Here is a 23344-nt window from a genome sequence, read left to right as displayed (position 1 = left end):
ATACAAAAAAGTCAACTAAACTGATATGTCTAGTTGACTGTAGGTAATGCTTACACTTCAATGAGATCTTTTATATCCCATTTCACAAGAAATGTAATAGAGTCAGAACGTTTTTTCTTTTCTTCATATGACTCTGCAACGACGTTCCGTTGCTTTTGAATTTGTTCAGCGATGAATCCAGCTTCTAGTTGATAAGAAGAATGCCTTTTTTGTTTTTGACGTTCTGCAATGAGTGTGCCTTTAAGTTGGAACTGCATTTCACGACGCTTATGTTCAATAATGCTTAAAGTGCCCCAGCCAGCCTTTTCAAAGAACTGAATGACTTCTTCAATTGTTTCTAGCGGATATTTTCTTGCAAGGTTTCTACCAGACCAGTATAAAATACCATCTAAATCGTTGCCGATTAAATCAGGTAGTAATTCTTCACGTAGCAATTCATAAGCGAAGGCGTTCAATGAAACATCTTCTAAAGATGTTATATCGATTGTATTTTTACTCACAATATTCCCCTCTTTCTATAGGGATTATTATATAACATTTTTCATTTATAAAAACAGATTTTTCTTTAGGGAAATCTCAATATCTGAGAAGAAAAAAAGAATTGGCAAATTATATGCAAATTATGTATACGTTTTCTTGACGCTTCGACAAAAATAGGGGTAAAATGAACTTGTTATCAAATTATGCTGAAATATTTCGAATAATTTTTTCAGTTTTTCTTATGCCAATAGTGAAAAAACATTATTGTTATAAATTAATCTGAAAACAGCAGTCAAACATTCAAGGGGGTAATGGGGACATGAAAGGCCGCGAGTATACGTTTCGTAAGTGGCACTCATTAATGGGGGTCATCCCGGTTGGTGTCTTTTTGACGCAACATCTAATTGTAAACAACTTTGCAACAAGAGGAGCAGAGGCTTTTAACAAAGCTGCAGGCTTTATGGAGCTCCTTCCATTCCGGTATGCGCTAGAAATTTTCATCATCTTTTTACCGATACTGTACCATGCTATATATGGCTTATATATTGCATTTACAGCTAAGAACAATGCGGTTTCTTACGGTTATTTCCGTAACTGGATGTTCGTCTTCCAAAGAATTTCAGGTATCGTTACGCTGATTTTCATTTCTTGGCACGTCTGGGAAACTCGTATTCAAGCAATGTTAGGTAAAGAGGTAAACTATGATATGATGGCAGATATTTTAAACAATCCAGCTATGTTTGCATTCTACTTAGTTGGTGTTGTTTCAACAATTTTCCACTTTGCAAATGGACTATGGACATTCTGCATCAGCTGGGGAATTACAGTATCTCCACGTTCACAAAGAATCTCTACTTATGTAACATTAGCTATTTTCTTAGGTCTATCTTATGTAGGTGTGAGTGCATTATTAGCGTTCATCGATCCACAGCTAGCAAATCAGTAAGGAGTGGGAGAGCATGAAAGGGAAACTTATAGTAGTCGGCGGTGGCTTGGCTGGCTTAATGGCAACGATTAAAGCGGCAGAAGCAGGAGTGAATGTTGAACTGTTTTCTTTAGTACCAGTAAAACGTTCACATTCTGTATGTGCTCAGGGCGGAATTAACGGTGCCGTAAATACGAAAGGTGAAGGGGATTCTCCATGGATCCACTTTGACGATACAATCTATGGTGGGGACTTCTTAGCGAACCAACCACCAGTTAAAGCAATGTGTGAAGCAGCACCTGGTATCATTCATTTAATGGACCGTATGGGTGTTATGTTCAACCGTACGGAAGAAGGACTTCTTGATTTCCGTCGATTTGGTGGAACACAACATCACCGTACAGCATTCGCTGGTGCAACAACTGGACAGCAATTACTTTACGCATTAGATGAGCAAGTACGTCGTCATGAAGTAGCAGGACTTGTAACGAAATATGAAGGTTGGGATTTCTTACGAGCTGTTGTTGATGATGAAGGTGTGTGCCGAGGAATCGTTGCACAAGACTTACAAACTATGGAGATTAAAAGTTTCGGAGCTGATGCCGTGATTATGGCAACAGGGGGCCCTGGTATCATTTTCGGAAAATCAACAAACTCCATTATTAATACAGGTACAGCAGCGTCTGCTGTATATCAGCAAGGCGCATATTATGCAAATGGTGAGTTCATTCAAATTCACCCAACGGCAATTCCAGGAGACGATAAATTACGTCTTATGAGTGAATCTGCACGTGGTGAAGGTGGACGTGTTTGGACATATAAAGATGGTAAGCCATGGTACTTCTTAGAAGAAAAATATCCGGCTTACGGAAACCTTGTACCTCGTGATATCGCAACGCGTGAAATCTTTGATGTTTGCGTAGAGCAAAAACTAGGTATTAACGGTGAAAACATGGTGTACTTAGATCTTTCTCATAAAGATCCGAAAGAACTAGATATTAAACTTGGTGGAATCATTGAAATCTATGAGAAATTTACAGGTGATGATCCTCGTAAACTACCAATGAAAATCTTCCCAGCTGTTCACTATTCAATGGGCGGACTATGGGTTGACTATAAGCAAATGACGAGTATTCCAGGTTTATTTGCAGCAGGTGAGTGTGATTATTCTATGCACGGTGGTAACCGCCTTGGTGCAAACTCACTATTATCAGCAATTTATGGTGGTATGGTAGCAGGACCAAACGCAATTGAATATATGAAAGGTCTTTCTAAATCATCAGATGCTGTTTCGTCTACTGTATATGAGCAAAATGAATTAATCGAAACAGAGAAATTTAACAATATTTTAACGATGGATGGTAATGAAAATGCATATGTTCTTCATAAAGAGCTTGGAGAATGGATGACAGATAACGTTACAGTAGTTCGTGAAAATAAAAAGTTATTAGAAACAGATGCGAAAATTGAAGAGTTAATGGCTCGTTACAAACGTATTAACATTAACGATACAGCGAGATGGAGTAACCAAGGTGCTTCATTTACACGTCAACTTGCAAATATGTTTGAGTTAGCACGTGTTATTACAATTGGCGCATATAACCGTAATGAGAGCCGCGGGGCGCATTACAAACCTGAATTCCCAAATCGTGATGATGCAAACTTCTTAAAAACTACGATGGCAAAATTTGAAGGAGAAGGAAATGCACCAGCATTCCATTACGAAGACGTTGATGTTTCATTAATTAAACCACGTAAACGTGATTATTCTTCAAAACATGATGTAGCTGCTAAGGGTGAAGAGAAGGGGGATAAACAACATGTCTGAGAAAACAATCCGCCTCATCATTACGAGACAAGATGGACCAGATGCACAAGCGTTTGACCAAGAGTTTGAAATTCCATATCGTCCGAATATGAATATTATTTCGGCGCTTATGGAAATTCGTCGTAATCCTGTTGATTCAAAAGGGAATCAAACAACTCCGATTGCATGGGATATGAACTGCTTAGAGGAAGTATGCGGAGCATGTTCAATGGTTATTAACGGAAAGCCACGTCAATCATGTACGGCTCTTATTGATCAATTAGAACAGCCAATTCGCTTAAAGCCGATGAAGACATTCCCAGTTGTACGTGATTTACAAGTTGACCGCAGTCGCATGTTTAATGCTCTAAAACGCGTTAAAGCTTGGATTCCAATTGATGGTACGTATGACCTAGGTCCAGGACCAAGAATGCCTGAGAAAAAGCGTCAATGGGCTTATGAGCTTTCAAAATGTATGACATGTGGTGTTTGCTTAGAATCATGTCCAAACGTAAACAGTAAGTCTGACTTTATTGGACCAGCGCCGTTATCACAAGCTCGCTTATTCAACTCACATCCAACGGGTGAAATGCATAAAGCAGATCGCTTACGTGCAATTATGGGAGATGGAGGACTAGCGAACTGTGGTAACTCTCAAAACTGTGTGCAATCATGTCCGAAGGGTATTCCTTTAACAACTTCAATTGCGGCATTAAACCGTGATACAACAATTCAATCGTTCAAAGATTTCTTTGGTAGCGATAATAACTATTAATAAATATTGCCTCTTCATCTTGAAGGGGCAATATTTATAACTGTATTTTTCAGTTTATTCTGTTTTTTTGAGAGGAAGAGGAGATAACGTTGAAGAGAATTTCTTATATTGAAGACTTCGAGAAATGGGAAAGTGGTTTTTTATTTTACAATCCTGTAAAGGTTCGTTTTGGTGAAGTAGATATGTTTGGACATGTAAATAATGTCGTTGCTTTTACTTATTTTGAAGAAGCTCGTATCGCGTTGTTTAAAGAACTTGGATTTATGCAAGAGTGGACACATACATCATCAGACACGATGATCGTTGTTGCGGATTTACAATGTAATTTTATTAAGCAAATATATTATGATGAACAGTTGAAGGTGTATGTAAAGGCAGGATCGGTTGGGAATTCTTCTTTGGATTTACATTATATGGTGAAGAATGCAGAAGGAGAGGTTTGTTTAGTAGGTCGTGGAATGATGGTTCAAGCGTCGAAAAAAACAGGAAGAGGCGAACCGTGGCCTGAAGAATGGAAGAAGAAATTACTACAATGATAGAGTGAAAGAAAAATAAGAGAGCAATTTGCTCTCTTATTTTTTGTCTTCCATCGCTTCTTCTAATGTTAAGTGATGTTTATATAGGTATGTAGCGTATGGATTACCAACGTAGCGTAAGTGCCATGGTTCATATGCATATTCTGTTGTATCTGTTGTATCTTCTAAGTAACGAATGACAAAGCCGAATTCATGAGCGTGTTCCGCGACCCATTTTCCTTCTGCTGTCTCCCCGAAAATAGGCTCTAATTGAAATTTAGCTGTTTTTGAACTAATATCCATTGCTAAACCCGTTTGGTGTTCACTCGTACCAGGAATTGCGCTTACTGAATTAGCCTCAGCTTTTCCTTGACGCCTAACGTATGTATCATGCAACGATTTTTGGCGTTTGTATGAACGATAACCAGATACAGCTGTAAGATCAAGCCCTTCTTTTTTCGCAGCTTTGAACATGTTTTCAAGTGCCTCTGCAGCATCTTTGCGTAGCAATGTTTTTTCTTTATCTTTTGGACTAGCAAATGGTACGTTTGGTCTCGTTAAGTCTTCAGGAATGTATCCATCTGGTAGTTTTCGATGTTTATTAATTAAGACAAGATTAGATTTTGGATTTGTTACAACTGAAAAGTTATTGTCTATTTTCTTTGCATTATGATCAGCTTTTGGAAAAGCAGGAATCTCTTCTTTTGGGTGGTTAGTATGTTTTTGACTTTCGACAGCTTTCGCTTCATTATGTAGTGGTGATTTAGAACCAAAGTAAGTGAAAGATGTGATACCGATTACAATAGTAGTGGCAGAAATAATTATTATCTTTTTCATAATGCCTTGTAATCACAGTCCCTTCTTAATAAAATGTGTATCGTTTTTTTATTATAAGTCTAGTTTGTTGGAAAAGGAATATAAGAGTCATAACGTAATAGAAATGCAAAGAAAATGTCAGAAAATGTGTGAATTTGTAGTATTTTTTTATATAATTCATTTCTTATCTTTCATGAATTGCATTTTTTATGTAATATATATACATAAGAAGATGTAGCGATTATCGAGAATAAAGAACTTCTTGTATAGACTAGGAGTGAATGGGAATGGATTTTGCAACAATTATTGGACTTGTTTTAGGATTTTTAGCAGTGGTAGTAGGGATGGTCGTCAAGGGCGCTGACGTAACAGCCTTATTAAATCCTGCCGCAGCATTAATTATTTTTATCGGTACATTTGCTGCAGTATGTATTGCATTTCCGATGAATCAACTAAAAAGGGTTCCAAAACTATTTAAAGTTCTTTTTGGTTCAAATAAAAAGGATTTAAGTTATGAACAGTTGCTAGAATTATTTGTTCATTGGACATCTGAAAGTAGAAAATACGGTATTTTGTCTTTAGAGCAACAATTAGACAAAATTCAAGATGAATTTCTTTTGCGCGGTATGAAATTTGTGATTGATGGCGTATCCGCAGAAGATTTAGAGCAAATTTTGGAATCTGAATTAGAGGCAATTGAAGAAAGACATGCAAAGGGAGCTGCTATTTTTTCACAAGCTGGTACGTATGCACCGACATTAGGAGTTTTAGGTGCTGTTATCGGTCTTGTAGCTGCGCTTGGTAACTTAACTGATATTGAAAAGTTAGGTCATGCTATTTCGGGTGCATTTATTGCAACGATTTTTGGTATTTTTTCAGGGTATGTATTATGGCATCCATTTGCAAATAAGTTAAAGCAAAAATCTTCAGCTGAAATTGAGAAAAAACGTTTAATCATTGATTGTTTATTAATGTTACAAGAAGGTACATATCCGTTTATTATGAAGAACCGCATTTTAGGTGCACTTTCTGCAACTGAGCGTAAAAAGCTAGAAAAAGGAGCAGAAAAAAATGCGGAGTAAGAAAAATAGAAGAGGCAAAAAGAAAAAACATGATGAGCATATCGATGAAACGTGGTTAATCCCATATTCTGATATGTTAACGTTGTTATTTGCATTGTTTATCGTTTTATTCGCAATGAGTAGTATAGATGCTGCGAAGTTTAAACAGATGGCAGTTGCTTTTCGAAGTGAATTAGCCGGGGGAACAGGTAACAAAGAATTTTTAAGTGATCAAAAGCCAAATGATGAAAAAGAATTATCGGCAAGTAGCCTTGAGGCAGAACAAGCAAAAAAACAAGAAGAAGCTAGAGCTAAAGAAAAAAAAGAGATGGATGAATTGAAAGCATTACAAAAAAAGATTGATCAATATATTAATGAAAAACAATTATCCTCTTCTTTTCAAACTAAATTAACTGAAAAGGGATTAATGGTGACAATATTAGAAAATATACTGTTTGATTCGGGGAAAGCAGATGTGAAATTAGAATCTTTAGGGATTGCAAAAGAAATGTCTAGCTTACTTGTTTCAGCGTCACCTCGTGAAATTACAGTATCCGGTCATACGGATAATGTCCCTATTGCCAATGCACAGTTTGCGTCGAATTGGGAATTAAGTACGCAGCGGGCAGTTAATTTTATGCAAGTATTACTGCAAAATAAAGAATTACAACCAGAAAAATTTAGTGCGATTGGTTACGGAGAATACCGTTCGATTGCTCCAAACGATACACAAGAAGGAAAGGCAAAGAATAGACGTGTGGAAGTATTTATCTTGCCTTTAACAGAGAAAGCAAAATAAAGAGGATGGCGAATGCCATCCTCTTTATTTTACTTCAAATGATTTTAAGTTGTCGCGACGGATTTTATCTTTTTCTGCATCTGATTTTTTGAAATCATAATCATATAAAGCGCCTTCCCAATCGCCATACATTGGATTCGGGAAAATAATGAATTTCTCACCAAATTGTACTTTTGAATCTTCTACTGTTTGGTTACGATCTTTTACAGATTTTCCATCAAAACCTGTGAAATCAGATAAGTTATCACCGAAGAATAAGACAATATCATGAGTTTGAGAAACGAGTTCACGGCGTTTTTCTTTTCCTTTTTCTTTCGGATCTTGTAGTAATATATGTTCTTTCGTTGCTTGAGGAGCACCTACACGCTCAAGATTTTTAATTGTTGCATCTAGTTGGTTCGTTTTACGATTTGAGATATAGTAAATATCTACACCTTTAGACTCTGTATATTTTAAGAAATCAATTGCGCCTGGAAGGGCTTCAGCCTCAGCTTTGTTAATCCAATCATCCCATTTGTAAGGATAACCTTTGCCTGTTTTTACGCTCATTGCTTGATGAGGACTGTTATCTAAAACAGTTTCGTCTAAATCAAGTACGATAGCAGGTTTTTTCTCTGTCCCTTTTGCAAGAACTGCATCAAGTTTTAATTGACCAATGTTGTACCCTTGGTAGTAAAGTGCTTTCGTTTCACCGGCTGTTTGATACCATAAATCAGCCATTAATTGTTGTTCTGTTAATTTTACTTTCTCTTCTTTCGCCACTGTTTTCTCTGGTGTTCCTGAACATGCTACAAGTGATGTAGATAGAACCGCTACAGATAATAAAGTGGTAATGCCCCTCTTCATCTTCATATGTATCCTCCTTGATGTTAGAAAATCATTTTATATTATATATTAAAATATAATATTTTTATATGAACATTTGCATATTGTCTTTTATATATATAGTAGTATGTCCTATATTAGAAAGATGAGCAAAATAATAACAGTTGTTTTGACAAGTTTAATTGTCGAAATGACAATTATAATTGACAAAGAGCGCTTTATTATTTACAATTTTAACTAAATAGAACAAATGATGGATTAATGACGGTGTTTACATATAAGAGGATGAAGTGTAGCGCTATATTTTGTCTTGAATAAACATAGTCTTTGAAAGAGAGTACGAATGATACTAAAAGGGAGGCTTTAAACTTTGAGTTTACAAATTCAAAACTTAACGAAACAATTTGGGGAATCAAAAGCTGTTAACGGTTTACAAATTTCGTTACCAAAAGGTGAAGTACTAGGGTTACTTGGACGAAATGGTGCAGGGAAAACAACAACAATCAAAATGCTTCTCGGATTATTAACGCCTAATGAAGGTTCGATTACGTGGGATGGAAAAGCATTTGGGAATAGTGGCGTAACAATTGGGTATTTACCAGAAGAAAGAGGTTTATATACAAAAAGTAGAGTAATAGACCAGCTGCGATATTTTGGTAGATTAGAAGGGATGTCGAAGAAAGAAGTAGATCACGCTATTGATCACTGGTTAGAGCGTTTAGCGATACCAGAATATAAATTTAAAACGGCTGGAGAGCTTTCAAAAGGGAATCAGCAAAAAATCCAATTAATTGCTGCTCTTCTTCATAATCCGGAACTTCTCATTTTAGATGAACCATTCAGTGGCCTTGATCCAGTTAATGCCGGGATGTTAGCTAGTATTATTGAAGAACAAGTACAGAGCGGAAAGACGATTATTTTATCAAGTCATCGTATGGAACAAGTAGAGGCTTTTTGCCAACATGTATGTATTTTGAAAAAAGGTGAAGCAGTCGTAAAAGGACAGCTAAGTGATATTAAGAAAGAATACGGTTTCCGTAATTTAACGATTGAAGATACAGTAGAGAATGAAAAGGGATTAGAAGCTATACATGTATCGTATGAAAAACAACAAGGCCTTCTTTATGTGAAAGTACAAGGCGATGCGGAAGCTCTCGAGATTTTGCAACAGTTGCAAGAGCAAGGTGTTAGCTTACGACAATTTAAAATGTTAGAGCCGACGTTAAACGAAATCTTTGTAGAGAGGGCGAAATAACGATGCGTAAATTTTCTCACGTATTTTCATTTTATTTTAGGGAAGCGTTTTTATCTAAAAAATCATTAATTACGAGTGCGATTTTATTTTTAGTTGTGTTTGGGATTTTTGCATTTAATCATTTTACTTCAGGCGATGATAAAAATAAGGATAAAGATAAAATTGCAGTTGTAGTAGAGAGTTCCACATATAAAGTACAAAAAGATGAGCTAAATAAGCTATTGCCATCAGCAAAAATAACACTGGGTTCAAAGGATGATTTTGATAAACTGCATAAGCAAGTAGAAGATGGCGATTTAGATGGTCTATTCCATGTGACGGAAAAGGGTGGGGCTCCATCGATTACATATATGTATAATGGATTTCCAAGCCAAGCAACTTCCGCAATTATGGCAGGATATTTAAAGCAACAATATACGATGGTGACGATTGCCAAAAATAATGTTTCACCAGAAATTGCACAGCAATTACAAACAGAAATTCAAGTAAAGCAAGAAGCGATAAAAGATCGTACATCTTCTTTCGGAATTGCCTATTTCTTTACATTTGCTTTATATATGTTTATTGTAGCGTTCGGAAATACAATCGCAATGAATATTGCATCTGAAAAGGCGTCACGTGTAATGGAAGTAATGCTTCCGAAAGTGAAGCCTCTTACAATGATGTATGCGAAAATTTTAGCGGTTGTTTCAACGGCGTTATTGCAACTTGTCATATTGGCGTGTGGTTATCTTATTCCATATTTGTTGGGTTGGGTTGATTTAGAAAGTGCCTCACTATTTGGTATTCCAATTGACTTTACGAAATTAGATGCAAAGGTTATCAGCATGTTTCTTGTTTATTTCATTACGGGATATTTACTATATGCGATGATGTATGCTGCTGCTGGAGCTGTCGTGTCTAAGACGGAGGATTTACAAGCTGTATCTTTCCCGGTAATGATTTTAATTATGGCTGCATTCTTCATTAGTATTAAATCATTAAGTGATCCGAATAGTACTATCGTTGTTGTAAGTTCTTACGTTCCATTTTTTACACCGATGGTTACCTTCTCACGTATTGTAGCTGGTGAAGCAGGTATGCTAGAAATTACGATAACATTAGCGGTCTTATTGGCGACAATTGCGGTATTAAATGCTGTTACAAGCCGCATTTACGTAAACGGCGTAATGAATTACTCAGATAAAGTTAAATTTAAAGATTTAGCGAAATTTATAAAGCGTCAATAATGAGAGAAAAGCATGATTTCCTATTGAAATCATGCTTTTTCTTTATGTATAAATTAAAAATAGTATATAATAATAAGAGTTGTCTTTTAATAGAATGAATAAAAAGGAGGGTGTGCAGATGGGGATTAGTAGTCGTTTTACAGTAGGTGTTCATATGCTGACATTACTTGCGATAGATCGAAACTCTCGCTGTACCTCTGAATGGATTGCCGGTAGTGTGAATACAAATCCAGTTGTGATTCGTCGCATTACAGGAATGTTGAAGAGAGCAGGACTTGTTGATGTACAAGCTGGTAAAGGTGGTACGACACTTGCTCGAGATTTAGAAGAAATTACATTACTTGATGTATATAAAGCAGTGGAAGTTGTAGAAGAAGGACAGCTATTTTCCTTCCATGAAAATCCCAACATTGAATGTCCAGTAGGAGCTAATATTCAATCAGTATTAGAAATTATTTTAATGCAAGCGCAAGAAGCGATGGAAAACGTACTTGCAAATGTAACGGTAGATCAATTAGTTACAAATTTAAAGTCTAAAATGAAAGAATAAAAAAGCGAGCTTCCTCATAATGAGGGCTCGCCTTTTTTTATTCAGAAATATTGAAAATTCTATTTTTCAGTATTTAAAATGAATTTACCTACGATAGCTGCGAAGATACCACCAAGAATTGGTGCTACGATGAATACCCATAGTTGAGAAAGTGCTTCTCCACCAACAAATAAAGCTGGTGCGATACTACGAGCTGGGTTAACAGATGTTCCAGTTAACGGAATTCCTAATAAGTGAATTAAAACTAATGTGAAACCAATTACTAGTCCCGCTAAAGAAGAACTGCCTTTTTTACCTGTTACAGCGACGATAACTAAAATGAATACGAAAGTTAAAATGAACTCAACTAAAAATGCTCCAGATAAACCAAGAGTTCCGAAACCATTTTGTCCTAAATTATCTAAAGGTGTTTTAGCAGATTTTAAAATTGTTACTAACGTTGCAGTTCCTAATAAACCACCTAAAATTTGAGCTAATACATAATAACAAAGTTCCATAGCGTTCATTCGTTTGTTGATGAACATAGCTATTGATACTGCTGGGTTAATGTGACATCCAGAAATTGTTCCGATGCTATATGCCATAGCTACAATAGATAGACCGAAAGCCATAGCGATTCCTAATGTTCCAATTCCTTCAATTCCGCCGCCAGTGACAGCTACTCCAGTTCCGAATAATACAAGTACAAATGTACCAATAAATTCAGCGATTGCTTTTTTTAACATAATTTACCTCCTATTAATGCGCATGAAACGTATTATAACATAAGTTTTAGTATAAACAGCCAATGAAGTACTATTCTGATAAGGCGAAATAGGGGGACAATAAAAAAGGGTATGGTTCATCTCTATAGAACCATACCCTTTTTTTATGCTGATTTTTTCTGTTTAACGACTGGAACAGAACGGTTTAAAATACTATTTGCAACCATTCCTAACATAATAATAATCATTCCAAGTAGGGAAAGCCCGCCAGGAAACGAACCATTCAAGAAAACAATTTCTCCAAGTACGGTAAAGACCATCGTTCCAGCTTGTGTTGCTTCAACAGCTCCAAGTAAAGCCAGGTTATCTTTTGCTAAGTCAGTAGCAAAGAAAAATGTCATCGTTGCAATAACGCCGGAACATAATGCTAATAAAAGCCCTTGAAGCATTTGGCTGGATGTTGGAATGCCAGTAGTAGAAAATCCATATACACCAAGCAAAATTGTTATAGGAAGACTTCCAATAGCCATTCCTAATACACGTTGGAACGTATCAAGGCGTCCGCCAACAAGTTCCATCATTTTTCGGTTACCGAACGGATATAAGAAAGCGGCTAATACGACAGGTAAAAAACCTGAAATGAACTGAGTCATTGTAATATGGCCTGCTGCAGTTGCTTGCATACAAATTACACCAAGTAAAATAAATAATGCAACATATAAGCTACGAAGTGGAATTTTTCCACGTACAAGTTTCGTACCTGATTTTGTTTCTATTTTCACGAAAAATAGTGGTGATAGTAGTAAACCAGCTAAAATCGTAACTTGCCAAGTTCCAGCAACGAGCCAAGCTGGAGAAAAGACAGCTGCGAAACTTAATAAAGAATAAAAACCAATACCTGCAACGGAACCCCATCCGATCCATGCTAATGGATGTTTTTTTAATTCTTCCCATAATCCCCTAAAGTTTTTGCGAAATAAAACGATAAGGAATAAAATAGGAAGAGCAAATAAAAAACGGAAGGAAGCTGTCCAAGCCCAGCTCGTTCCAGATACATTCATTGCTCTATTAATAATAAAGGTTGCAGAAAAAAAGGCAGATGATAAAAGACCTAATAAAATTGCGCGCATAAAGTATAGCACTCCTTTCGAAAATAAATAATTATGTATAGTATGATATACTTTAATTAAATAAAAGTAAACTATTTTATACTTTAAGGTGGTTTTATATATGAAAGAAAATGAAGATATACAAACGAAAGAAGTCATTCAACAAGTTGGACAGTTATTGAGACAAATTCGAAATGAACAGAAATTAAGTTTAGAAGAATTAGCTCATAAAACAGGAGTAAGTAAATTAACATTAGGAAAAATTGAAAGAGGGGAAACAAATCCGACGCTAGCTGTCATTTGGAAAATAACGAAAGGGTTATCAATTCCTTTATCCAGATTGATGGTTGTTGGAGAACCTGTAGCTGTTGCGCGCTGTGGAGAAGGATTTGCAGTAGATGAAGGACAATCGTGGCATTTAGAAACGATGTTCCGTTATACGAAAGAAACAGGGATGGAAATGCACCGTGCTTGTTTACGATCAAATAGTATATATGAACCAGAAGCTCATCATGAAGGTGCGATTGAGCTTGTAACAGTAATGAAAGGGAAAGTATCGATTCAAGTAGAAAGCGATGTATACGAATTAAATGAGTTTGATTCCATCCAATTTGAAGCGAATAAGAAGCATGTTTATAAAAATGAAGAAGAAGAAGTGGCGGTATTACATTTAACGATGAAATATTCTTCATGAAAAAATCACCTATAGAATTCTATAGGTGATTTGCTCTTCTTAAGTATATGAAATGATACCATTAGTACGAACGTGGCATAAGTAATAAACAAATGAAATAAACTAAAAATCCTGTCCCAAAACATAAAACAGCAATAACCCAAATGATACGAATAAGAGTAGAGCTAATATCAAAATATTCTCCTAAACCACCACATATACCAAATAGCATTTTATCAGTTTCGGATTTACATAACTTTTTTGACATATTCCAATCAACTCCTTTTTATATCAAACTGCATACTTTTATTCTATATGGAAATTTATGAGAAGACTATGGGGTTGTATTACATTTTTTTTGAGAGACGATCATATTAATTGTCTTAATTTTCAGTGGATATTAAACTTGTAGTTATGAGGTGATTTTTAATAAAGGGTGGGGAAATAGGGATGACAGTATATTGGTTGACTAATGTAATGCTTGAATCAAGGTATACATATGAAGAAGAGAGAATTTCGCGAACAGAAACAGAATTATGTAGTTTACTCATTGAAGATGGACGAATTAAAAAAATTATAGAAGGGGTTGTTCAAGAAGAAGATATAGTAATGCTTGATGCTAAGCACTTATTGATGTTGCCAGCTTTCGAAGAGATGCACATTCACATTGATAAAACATATTATAGTGGCCCCTGGAAAGCTTGTAAGCCAGCAGAAAGTATTTTTACACGTTTTAATGAAGAAGAAAAAATTTTACTAAAGCAATTAGCAACTGCTCAAGATAGAGCGGAAAATATGCTAGAGTTACTACTGCGAAATGGTGCAACGAATATTAGAACGCATTGTAATGTTGATCCGATTATTGGACTTGGTAATTTGGAGGCGACGTTAGCGGCATTAGAAACATATAAAAATCGAGTGTCTAGTAGAATTGTTGCGTTTCCGCAACATGGATTATTGCGCAGTAATTCTGTGCAACTCGTGAAAGATGCGATGCGTATGGGTGCTCATCTAGTCGGAGGAGTAGATCCAGCTACAGTGGATAATGACATTGAAAAATCATTACATACAATTATGGATATCGCAGTAGAATTTAATGCGGATGTTGATATTCATTTGCATGATGCGAATAATCTTGGAACATTTACGATGAAGAGATTGGCAAGTTTAACAGAAGAAGCAGGATGGCAAGGTCGTGTAACAATTAGTCATGCACTTGGACTTGGTGGTGTTACTGATAAAGAGGCTGAAGAAGTGGCAGAAAGACTCGCAAATGTAAATATTGATATTACTTCAACGGTACCAATTGGTAAACAAGTAATCCCAATTCCGTTATTAGATAAAAAAGGTGTTAAGGTTTCATTAGGGAATGATAGTATTACAGATCATTGGTCACCGTTTGGAACAGGTGATATGCTTCAAAAGGCGAATCGATTAGCAGAGCGTTTTGGGTGGAGTGACGAAAGGTCTTTAGGAAAAGCACTTCGCTTTATTACAGGAGGAAAAGAAACGTTAAATAATGAAGGGAAGCGAGTATGGCCGAATGTAGGGGATGAAGCGAGTTTTGTTTTGACAAATGCGACATGCGCTGCTGAAGCAGTAGCGCGTCAAACAGAAAAACGTTTAGTCGTGTATAAAGGAAATATTGTTGTTGGAAGTTTAAATGAGGTGGAATTAAATAATCTTGTGTAGAAGAATCGTTTAAATATTTTGAGGGGGGTTCTAATGGTAAGTCTAGAACTCTTCTTTTTTATTCTTACAATATATTTTTTATAGGAAAGCTAGAAGGGATGAAAATTTTGGACAATCAACATAACCAAAATCATATTATGGGAACTTTGCAATGGTTTATATTTTTATTAGCAAATTCAATCGCACTACCAATTGTCGTTGGCGGATTATTTCATCTTACGACGGAAGAAATATTTTATTTAATGCAGCGTACGTTTTTTGTAGTTGGTATATCTTCTTTCTTACAAGGATGGCTTGGGCATAGACTGCCAATTGCGGATGGGCCGGCTGGATCTTGGGTTGGTGTATTTACCGTACTTGCTTATGCAACGGCCGGACAGGATCAATTACATAGTACACTGCAAATTTTAGAATTAGGAATGATAATCTCCGGTGTTCTTTTAATAGGATTAGGAGTAACTGGTTTTATAGGACGTATTTTATTTTTATTTACGCCGCTTGTGACAGGGACGTTTTTACTTTTATTATGTTTACAATTAAGTGGTGTATTTTTAAAAGGAATGTTAGGAATTACAGCTACTATTTCTCAAATCGACGGATTTACAGCAATGATCGCGTTTAGTATATTTTTGTTCGTTATTATACTATCTAATTTCGGAAAAGGCTTTGTCAAAAGTTATGCAGTTTTAATAGGATTAATTAGTGGGTGGATTATTTTTCTCATTGCAGGAAAAGTGACAATCCCATCTCAAGTAACTCATTTTGTGCAACTTCCACATATATTTGCTTGGGGACTTCCGAAATGGAATACAGGTATGGCTGTGTCAAGTTTCGTTATGGTATGTATTTTAGTTTCGAATACGGTGGCAGCTATTATAGCAATTAATCAAGCAACTATTCATAAAGCGACTATTGAACAAAAACAGTTGAAAGATGGAACATGGGTTGGGGGGATTTCACATATCATCTCTTCTGTATTTTCAACTGTAGGTGTCGTTCCGTTACCAGCAACGGCAGGATTTATACGTTTAACAAAACAAAAGTATATACGATCGTTCTTAATGGCATGTGCGTTACTAGTCGTAATGTCTCTTTTTCCAAGTATTATTCGTTACTTAGCATCTTTACCATCTGCTATCGCATCGGCTGTTTTAATGGCTTCGTTCGTACAGTTAATTGGAATTGGATTTAATAATATAAAACAAGTGCCGATGAGTGAAAGGAATGTAACGATTTTAGGCGTTGCAGTATTATTTGGCAGCGGCGTTATGTTTTTACCGTCTGGAGCACTCCAATCCTTGCCGTCTGTTATGCAATATATATTCGGTAATGGTTTATTTGTAGGTACGGTTGTAAGTATATTGCTAGAACAAATATGGCGCGTTGGAAAGTAAGTGGATAAAAAGAGTGTACGCACTGTATAAAAGTCTAAAATAACATAGGAAATAAAGCCCATTTTCATTCACCACCTGCACATTTCGTTCATACAATATCTTGACTAAATAAACACCCAACTTACACATACACAGCTCTGGCTTAAGCAAGGAGGGTTATACCAGTTGAAGGAAAAAGCGTATCAATCTAAACCTTTACTCACAAAGAGAGAAAGAGAAGTATTTGAATTACTGGTTCAAGATAAAACAACGAAGGAAATTGCAGGTGAACTTTTTATAAGTGAAAAGACAGTTCGCAACCACATCTCAAACGCAATGCAAAAGCTAGGGGTTAAAGGACGTTCACAAGCAGTTGTGGAGCTTCTTCGTATGGGAGAGCTCGAACTATAAGAAAGCAGCCGACTTTTATACAAAGAGTCGGCTATTTTTTTGTTTGCTTCACTTGCTATATGAATGATAAGAACACTCCATACATAAATAGGTAATAAGGAGGGGATATGTTGAAAAGGATACTGTTAGTTTCAACAAGTGCTCATGATATGAATGGACACCCGACGGGTTTGTGGCTTGAAGAGCTCGCAGCTCCTTATCATTTATTTAAAAAGGCTAAGTTTGATGTTGATATTGTGTCAATAAAAGGCGGGAGAGTACCTATAGATAGAGTGTCTATTCCGAATGGTATACCTCGCGAATTCAAGCATGTAGCTTCTTTATTACAAAATACGAGGCCGATTTCAAATGTTCATTTCTCGGATTATGATGCGGTTTTATTTGGTGGTGGGCACGGGGCGATTGTAGATTTTCCAGGCAATCCATATGTAGCAAATTTGATTGAGAATATGTATAACAATAACCGGATTGTAGCGGCTGTTTGTCACGGAGTAAGCTCCTTAGTCGGTGTGAAAAATAAGGATAGCTCGTTTTTTGTTGCCGGTAAGCGTATAACAGGTTATACAAACGATGAAGAAAAAGCTGTACATTTAGAAAAGCGCGTTCCGTTTTTGTTAGAAAGTAAGTTGAAAGAAGAAGGAGCTTTGTTTTATGTAGCGCCTAATTTTACGCCGCATGTGGTAGTAGATGGGCATTTAATTACAGGGCAAAATCCACAGTCTAGCGTGGAAATAGGTAAGGCTATAAAAAGGGCTGTAAATAAATTATAGAAAAAGTACCCGCTACTAACAAAGGTAGTGGGTATTTTTATCCTAAAATTCCCCCCTCAAAATTGGTTTGTAACTGTCCAGTTGGTGATAATGGATTCTAGTTCTTTATGTATAGTATATGAAAATGTAATAAACTAAAAAAGCATAATGAGTATAATAACTTCATTTATAATCATTCGTGAATTTGCTATACTATTTTGTATGGACAAAAGGGGAGGCTCTTTTAAATGAGAAAAGTCGCATGTGCAAATACTTATATTAATAAAATAAAGCCCGTTATTAGAAAGACGAGTTTTAGCCAATTGAAAATAGATGAAATTGCGAAATATATGGATATTAGTAAAGCTACTTTATATAAACGTTTTTCTTCGAAAGATGAAATTATTGAGGCGGTAGTAGAGGATTTTATGAATTATCTACTCGAAGGTGATGCGGACAATCAAGATGAAAGCATGTCTTTTGCAGAACGTTTCCAAAAGACGTTTATCCACTCTTTAAAATGTGTGACATATATTTCGGATGTTTTTTTGCAAGATTTGAAAGAAGCATATCCGCATTTGTCAGATCAATTAGTCGCTGCACAACAAAATCGTAATCATAATTTGCAAATGTTTTTTGAAGCGGGTATGGAACAAGGTTATTTTAATAAAATGAATGCACAATTATTTATGGTACAAGATGATGTGATGTTACGACGTATTATAGATCATTCTTTTTGTATTCAGTACGATATTACTTTAAAGAAAGCGATATTTGATTTTTATCAATTAAAGAAGTATCAACTTTTTAAACCAGAGTATATAGAAGCAATTGATGATTCTGAAATTGAAAAAGAAGTTATTGCTATTTTGCAAATGATTTCGTAAAAAAGCAGATCTCCCTTAGTAGAGGGGAATCTGCTTTTTTAGTACATATTATTTTTGCAACTGTTTTAATACTAATTCGGCTACTGAACCACCTGAAGCTGGGTTTTGACCAGTGATAACACGATTATCTTCTAGAGAAAAAGCTTCCCAAGGCTGTGCAGCTTTTTCGTAAAGTCCTCCATTTTTAATGAGTTCATCTTCTGTTAAAAATGGAACGAATTGATCTAATTCAGCTAATTTTTCTTCTTCATTTGAAAAGCCTGTTACCTTCTTACCGCTAATTAAACGATCCCCATTACTTAATGTAATATGAAATAAACCAGCTGCTCCATGACAAACGGAAGAAACAATACCGCCGTTTTCATAAATATTGCGGCTAATATTTTGAAGTTCTTTATTTTCTGGGAAGTCCCAAATAACCCCGTGACCACCTGCGTAATAAATAACAGCGTAGTCTTCTGGATTCACTTCACTTGGTTTCATTGTAGAACCGAGGCGATTCATAAACTCTTTCTTTTGGTACCATTCCCAATCGATGCTCTCCGCCATTGCTAAACTATGTGGATCAATTGGTGTATAACCGCCTTGTGGACTGACGTAATCAACTTCGTAACCCGCTTCTTCTACTTTTTTTACGAAATGTACAGCTTCACCGAGCCAAAGTCCGGTAGCCCTATTTAAATTTGGGTATTTTTCTACGCTTGTTAATACAACTAACATTTTTTTCTTCATCATAATCCTCCTATAATGTCTCTTCTATATAAAAGTTCTGTGTTCGTTTCATTTTATTAAGTTAAAAAATGCAAATTTGAATAATCATGCCAGTCCTCCTTATATCAGCTTCGAAATTAGTGTATAATAACTTTTGAACAAAGTAAACTAAAAAGACTAAATTAGTTTACTTTGTATGTTTTTCGTTGACAAACTGTAATGCTGAAACTATGATAGTTCCATGAATATCGAACAATATACGTGTTTCGTTTCGAATTCAATTTATCGCGCGATAAATTAGCACCATTTATACATTTAATGAAGTTGTTTAGTGGTGATACAACATTTAAATAACTTCATTTTTTTATCTATAGTTTGACAGTTTTAAAATTGCAATCAGGAGAGTGTTACACATGGGGAAAGATATAAGTAACCATTCGAAATGGTTTGTTTTTACATTATGTTTTATTGTTTTGTTAGGACCGATGAACGCTGTGTTATTTAATGTAGCGCTAGAGGATATTGCCAATGATTTATCAATTAGTCAATTGAAAGTAAGTTGGGTTGTAGTAGGGTATTCTTTAGTCGTCGGTATCGGTTCGATGATATATGGAAAACTGGCTGATCGTTACAGTGTAAAAAGGCTATTAATTATTTCTATTATCATATTTGTAGCGGGTTCTATTGTTGGTTTTTTGAATCAATCTTATGAGATTATCATTTTCGCAAGGTTAGTGCAGGCGAGCGGAGGAGCAGCGTTTATTGCGCTTAGTATGATTGCGGTGGCGAAATTAGTTGCTCCAACTAAAAAACCGGGTGCGTTAGCAATGATTAGTTCTTCTATTGCATTAGCGGTTGGTATTGGACCTTTAGTTGGTGGGGCAATTACAAATACGTTAGGGTGGCCGTATTTATTTTTATTTATGGTTATTTCAATGGTTGGTATTTTCTTGCTCGTAAAATTTATGCCAGAAGAGGTGCAACATACCGATGAAGTGTTTCACTTGGATTTCATTGGAGCAGTTTTATTATTTGTATTGATTACGACCGTTTTATTAGGAGTGAATATTAATAGTTGGCTTTTTTTGTTATCTGTTGCTTTCCTATTTTTATTCAAGGCTCATATGAAGAGAGCAGAGTCGCCGTTTATTGATATTGAGTTGTTTACAAATAAACCATTACTGCGTTTAATAGCGGTCGGATTTATCATTAATGTGGCGTTATGTGCTAGTTTATTATTATTACCATTACTGTTAGGAAGAGGGCACGGATTGTCTCCGTTCGTTATTGGAATTGTATTGTTTGTTGCATCTCTCTTTGGTATTGTATCTAGTTTTATTACCGGAAAGATTATTCCTGCGTTTGGGAATGTGAGGATGATGTATGTAGCGTCTGTAGTTATGATCATTGGCTTTTTAATTTTAGGGATTATTCCAGACGGGAACTTACTCTTTATTTTATTTGCGGTTATTTTAACATTTATGAGTTATTCGGCAATTCAAGTATCATTAAACACATTTATTCCGAAAACATTAAATCCAGCTAAAGTTGGAGTTGGCCTTGGTTTATATAATTTAATTAACTTTTTCGGTATGGCATTCGGACCAGCTGTAGCGAGCAAAATTATGGAATCTACAAATAGTTATCGATTGAATTTTATTTTGATCGTCATTTTAATTTCTGTTCATTTCGTCTTATTAATGGGAATGTCTTCTTTTCAAAAAAAGATGGATCAATGAATATGCACTTTATATAGAAGAAACCGACTTTCTTATAGAAGGTCGGTTATTTTTCTATCTTGCAAATTATGAAAAAAAGGAGCAAAATAAAAAAGGTCCTAGTCTATACATGGGCAAATGAAAATTTTCATACAGAAGCATTTGAAGTGAGCGAACTTAAAGTGTGTAAAATATAATGATAAACATAAAAGATGATGAATGAGAAAATGGGTGATGAAGTTGAATAGAGCAATCGGTGTTATCGATTCAGGAGTTGGCGGTTTAACAGTAGCGAAGGAATTAATTCGTCAGTTGCCGAAAGAGCGTATCATATATTTAGGAGATACAGCACGTTGTCCTTATGGTCCACGTTCTCGAGAAGAAGTACGTCAATTTACGTGGGAAATGACGGAGCATTTACTAGATTTAAATATTAAAATGTTAGTTATTGCGTGTAATACAGCAACTGCAGTTGTATTAGAAGAGATGCAAAAACAATTACCAATTCCAGTAGTAGGAGTTATTCACCCAGGATCACGTACAGCTTTAAAAGTGACAAACACGTATCACGTTGGGATTATTGGAACGATTGGAACGGTGAAAAGTGGTGCATACGAAGAGGCGTTAAAGTCTATTAATAACCGTGTTATGGTAGAAAGTTTAGCTTGTCCACCTTTCGTTGAACTTGTAGAGAGTGGGAATTTCGAAAGTGAAATGGCGTATGAAGTTGTAAGAGAAACGCTGCAACCACTGAAAAGTACCGATATTGATACACTTATATTAGGGTGTACACACTATCCGATTTTAGGACCTGTTATTAAAAAAGTAATGGGAAATAAAGTACAACTAATTAGTTCTGGTGATGAAACAGCACGTGAAGTAAGTACAATCTTATATCATAGTAAAATGTTGAATGAAGGAGAAGAACAAAGCGATCATCTCTTCTTAACAACAGGAAAAATAGGCTTGTTTAAAGAAATTGCATCAAAATGGTTCGGTCAACCGATTGAAAATGTGAAGCATATTCATTTAGAAAAAGAATAATAGTAGAATTCATATAAGTGAGCTCCTGAGAAATCAGGAGTTTTTTGTTTTATCTTGCTATTTGCTGGGCAGTTAGACCCTCCACTGATTAAAGTTTCACTTTATAAGAGGCACAGCTTGTTCTAAAATGTGAAACGGCTCGTATACATAATAGTACAAACTTAGATTTTAGGGGGGAATGGCATGCCTAAATCCACTTTTAAATGGGTTGTTGGTGCTACTGTGAGCGCTGTTTTACTAACAGGGTGTGGCTTTATAAATCAGGAGAAAGCAACTGAACAAATTGATCCGCCAAAACAAGTTACGTATACAGAGGGTGGGAAGAAAGAAGTAGCTAAAAAAGATAAGCAAGGGCAAATGGTAAATAGAGAACTATACCTTGTTGATAAAAATGGTTATGTTGTACCACAAACGTTAGCTATACCTACTCCGAAAGCAAATGAGACTGTGAAGCAAACGTTAGAATACCTTGTGAAAGATGGACCGGTAACGAATTTATTACCGAATGGGTTTCGTGCAGTCATTCCGGCGAATACAACGATGACTTTAGATTTGAAAAAGGACGGGACGGCAGTTATTGATTTCTCTAAAGAAATGAAAAACTATGCGAAAGAAGAAGAGCGTCAAATCATTGAATCTATAGCGTGGACGTTGACGCAATTTACAGAGATAAAACAAGTGCAGTTCCAAATAAATGGTGAGAAATTGGCGAAGATGCCGGTTGCTGGTACACCGCTTGGTGAAGGAGTGAGCCGTGCAAATGGTATTAACTTCGATGATGAACAAGTAGCAGATGTAACAAATACAAAACCAGTCACACTGTATTTTATGGCGCAAAATAATAATAAACAGCAATACTACGTACCAGTCACACGCCGCGTTGCGGAAGGTAAAGAAAATGACTATGCAGCAATTATAGATGAACTTGTAAAAGGTCCGATCCATCAATCGCTCCTGAATGATTTTAATCCAGGCGTTAAGCTTATTACGAATCCGAAATTACAAGACGGAAATCTTACATTAAACTTTAATGAAAATATATTTGTAAACCCAGATAAAAATATGATCTCAAATTACGTATTGAAGTCGTTAGTTTTATCTTTAACAGAAAAGAAAGGTGTGAAAAATATTTCTATTGAAGTGAATGGAAAAGCAAATCTTATAGATGAAAAGGGCGGAAAGTTAATAAAACCTGTAGATCGTCCAGAAAACGTGAATACAGGTAGTTTTTAATCT

General features: G+C 35.7%; 25 protein-coding genes. 18 read left to right on the top strand and 7 right to left on the bottom strand.

What is annotated here, in order from left to right:
• Positions 1-50: 50 nt before the first annotated feature.
• Positions 51-500: a YslB family protein gene (locus DOS87_RS24770; protein WP_000042214.1), complete on the bottom strand. Its 450-nt coding sequence runs from the start codon at positions 498-500 to the stop codon at positions 51-53.
• Positions 501-799: 299 nt separating this feature from the next.
• Here DOS87_RS24770 and sdhC point away from each other — a divergent pair, with 299 nt between their 5' ends.
• From sdhC to DOS87_RS24750, 4 genes are all read left to right on the top strand, one after another.
• Positions 800-1426 carry a succinate dehydrogenase cytochrome B558 gene (sdhC, locus tag DOS87_RS24765; protein WP_000678354.1) on the top strand — a complete coding sequence of 209 codons (627 nt, stop codon included), beginning with the start codon at positions 800-802 and terminating at the stop codon, positions 1424-1426.
• Positions 1427-1439: 13 nt separating this feature from the next.
• Positions 1440-3233, top strand: coding sequence for a succinate dehydrogenase flavoprotein subunit (sdhA, locus tag DOS87_RS24760; protein WP_000676742.1), 1794 nt, complete (start codon positions 1440-1442; stop codon positions 3231-3233).
• Entirely contained in the window at positions 3226-3987 is a 762-nt protein-coding gene (gene sdhB, locus DOS87_RS24755) for a succinate dehydrogenase iron-sulfur subunit (RefSeq protein WP_001291827.1), read from the top strand. Before sdhA ends, sdhB begins: the two co-directional genes overlap by 8 nt.
• An 89-nt stretch (positions 3988-4076) precedes the next feature.
• Positions 4077-4523 (top strand): acyl-CoA thioesterase, encoded by a 447-nt coding sequence (locus DOS87_RS24750; RefSeq protein ID WP_000822726.1) that lies wholly within the window; start codon positions 4077-4079, stop codon positions 4521-4523.
• A gap of 36 nt (positions 4524-4559) precedes the next feature.
• Here DOS87_RS24750 and DOS87_RS24745 read toward each other — a convergent pair whose 3' ends face one another.
• Entirely contained in the window at positions 4560-5339 is a 780-nt protein-coding gene (locus DOS87_RS24745; RefSeq protein WP_098578089.1) for a M15 family metallopeptidase, read from the bottom strand.
• A gap of 266 nt (positions 5340-5605) precedes the next feature.
• On the opposite strand from DOS87_RS24745, the gene motA reads away from it, so the two are divergent.
• A complete protein-coding gene (gene motA / locus DOS87_RS24740; RefSeq protein WP_000344862.1) occupies positions 5606-6400 on the top strand; it encodes a flagellar motor stator protein MotA in 795 nt (264 codons plus the stop codon).
• Entirely contained in the window at positions 6390-7178 is a 789-nt protein-coding gene (motB, locus tag DOS87_RS24735) for a flagellar motor protein MotB (protein ID WP_001256733.1), read from the top strand. The genes motA and motB overlap by 11 nt, the downstream gene beginning before the upstream one ends.
• Before the next feature lie 24 nt (positions 7179-7202).
• Here motB and DOS87_RS24730 read toward each other — a convergent pair whose 3' ends face one another.
• Positions 7203-8030: a 5'-nucleotidase, lipoprotein e(P4) family gene (locus DOS87_RS24730; RefSeq protein WP_000782773.1), complete on the bottom strand. Its 828-nt coding sequence runs from the start codon at positions 8028-8030 to the stop codon at positions 7203-7205.
• 343 nt (positions 8031-8373) lie between these two features.
• On the opposite strand from DOS87_RS24730, the gene DOS87_RS24725 reads away from it, so the two are divergent.
• The 3 genes from DOS87_RS24725 to DOS87_RS24715 all read left to right on the top strand — a co-directional run bounded on the left by DOS87_RS24725 (position 8374) and on the right by DOS87_RS24715 (position 11037).
• Positions 8374-9258, top strand: a complete 885-nt coding sequence (locus DOS87_RS24725; protein ID WP_000058118.1) for an ABC transporter ATP-binding protein — start codon at positions 8374-8376, stop codon at positions 9256-9258.
• Between the two features lie 2 nt (positions 9259-9260).
• On the top strand, positions 9261-10487 hold the full coding sequence (locus DOS87_RS24720) for an ABC transporter permease (RefSeq protein WP_001224985.1): 1227 nt from the start codon (positions 9261-9263) through the stop codon (positions 10485-10487).
• A 118-nt stretch (positions 10488-10605) separates the two neighbouring features.
• Complete coding sequence (locus tag DOS87_RS24715; RefSeq protein WP_000512998.1) at positions 10606-11037, top strand: Rrf2 family transcriptional regulator; 432 nt, start codon at positions 10606-10608, stop codon at positions 11035-11037.
• A 59-nt stretch (positions 11038-11096) separates the two neighbouring features.
• On the opposite strand, the gene DOS87_RS24710 is transcribed toward DOS87_RS24715, so the two are convergent.
• The gene (locus tag DOS87_RS24710) at positions 11097-11762 is read right to left on the bottom strand and encodes an aquaporin (RefSeq protein WP_000913211.1); all 666 of its coding nucleotides are present in this window, start codon (positions 11760-11762) and stop codon (positions 11097-11099) included.
• A 143-nt stretch (positions 11763-11905) separates the two neighbouring features.
• Positions 11906-12871 carry a DMT family transporter gene (locus DOS87_RS24705; protein WP_098424652.1) on the bottom strand — a complete coding sequence of 322 codons (966 nt, stop codon included), beginning with the start codon at positions 12869-12871 and terminating at the stop codon, positions 11906-11908.
• Between the two features lie 100 nt (positions 12872-12971).
• Here DOS87_RS24705 and DOS87_RS24700 point away from each other — a divergent pair, with 100 nt between their 5' ends.
• Positions 12972-13544 (top strand): helix-turn-helix domain-containing protein, encoded by a 573-nt coding sequence (locus DOS87_RS24700; RefSeq protein ID WP_208730132.1) that lies wholly within the window; start codon positions 12972-12974, stop codon positions 13542-13544.
• A gap of 61 nt (positions 13545-13605) precedes the next feature.
• On the opposite strand, the gene DOS87_RS24695 is transcribed toward DOS87_RS24700, so the two are convergent.
• Complete coding sequence (locus DOS87_RS24695; protein ID WP_000038411.1) at positions 13606-13791, bottom strand: PspC domain-containing protein; 186 nt, start codon at positions 13789-13791, stop codon at positions 13606-13608.
• Positions 13792-13973: 182 nt separating this feature from the next.
• Here DOS87_RS24695 and DOS87_RS24690 point away from each other — a divergent pair, with 182 nt between their 5' ends.
• The 5 genes from DOS87_RS24690 to DOS87_RS24670 all read left to right on the top strand — a co-directional run bounded on the left by DOS87_RS24690 (position 13974) and on the right by DOS87_RS24670 (position 18635).
• Positions 13974-15215, top strand: a complete 1242-nt coding sequence (locus DOS87_RS24690) for an amidohydrolase family protein (protein WP_098578088.1) — start codon at positions 13974-13976, stop codon at positions 15213-15215.
• A gap of 98 nt (positions 15216-15313) precedes the next feature.
• A complete protein-coding gene (locus DOS87_RS24685; RefSeq protein WP_016512274.1) occupies positions 15314-16609 on the top strand; it encodes a purine/pyrimidine permease in 1296 nt (431 codons plus the stop codon).
• A 165-nt stretch (positions 16610-16774) separates the two neighbouring features.
• Positions 16775-16999: a spore germination transcription factor GerE gene (gerE, locus tag DOS87_RS24680; RefSeq protein WP_000659484.1), complete on the top strand. Its 225-nt coding sequence runs from the start codon at positions 16775-16777 to the stop codon at positions 16997-16999.
• Positions 17000-17106: 107 nt separating this feature from the next.
• Positions 17107-17769, top strand: a complete 663-nt coding sequence (locus DOS87_RS24675; protein ID WP_016512275.1) for a type 1 glutamine amidotransferase domain-containing protein — start codon at positions 17107-17109, stop codon at positions 17767-17769.
• Between the two features lie 227 nt (positions 17770-17996).
• Entirely contained in the window at positions 17997-18635 is a 639-nt protein-coding gene (locus DOS87_RS24670; protein ID WP_016512276.1) for a TetR/AcrR family transcriptional regulator, read from the top strand.
• 48 nt (positions 18636-18683) lie between these two features.
• Here the strand turns inward: DOS87_RS24670 and DOS87_RS24665 are convergent, their stop codons facing one another.
• Positions 18684-19367: a type 1 glutamine amidotransferase domain-containing protein gene (locus tag DOS87_RS24665; protein WP_016512277.1), complete on the bottom strand. Its 684-nt coding sequence runs from the start codon at positions 19365-19367 to the stop codon at positions 18684-18686.
• Positions 19368-19759: 392 nt separating this feature from the next.
• Between DOS87_RS24665 and DOS87_RS24660 the strand changes: the two genes are divergently transcribed.
• The 3 genes from DOS87_RS24660 to gerM all read left to right on the top strand — a co-directional run bounded on the left by DOS87_RS24660 (position 19760) and on the right by gerM (position 23341).
• Entirely contained in the window at positions 19760-21085 is a 1326-nt protein-coding gene (locus tag DOS87_RS24660) for an MFS transporter (RefSeq protein ID WP_000513860.1), read from the top strand.
• 213 nt (positions 21086-21298) lie between these two features.
• Positions 21299-22108, top strand: coding sequence for a glutamate racemase (gene racE / locus DOS87_RS24655; RefSeq protein ID WP_016512279.1), 810 nt, complete (start codon positions 21299-21301; stop codon positions 22106-22108).
• A 183-nt stretch (positions 22109-22291) separates the two neighbouring features.
• A complete protein-coding gene (gene gerM / locus DOS87_RS24650) occupies positions 22292-23341 on the top strand; it encodes a spore germination protein GerM (protein ID WP_001126743.1) in 1050 nt (349 codons plus the stop codon).
• Positions 23342-23344: the final 3 nt, after the last annotated feature.

Source organism: Bacillus sp. CR71 (assembly GCF_003429245.1).
Taxonomy (GTDB): Bacteria; Bacillota; Bacilli; order Bacillales; family Bacillaceae_G; genus Bacillus_A; species Bacillus_A thuringiensis_S.
The sequence above is the reverse complement of the archived record's forward strand: the minus strand, read 5'-3'. Positions and strand labels throughout refer to the sequence as shown.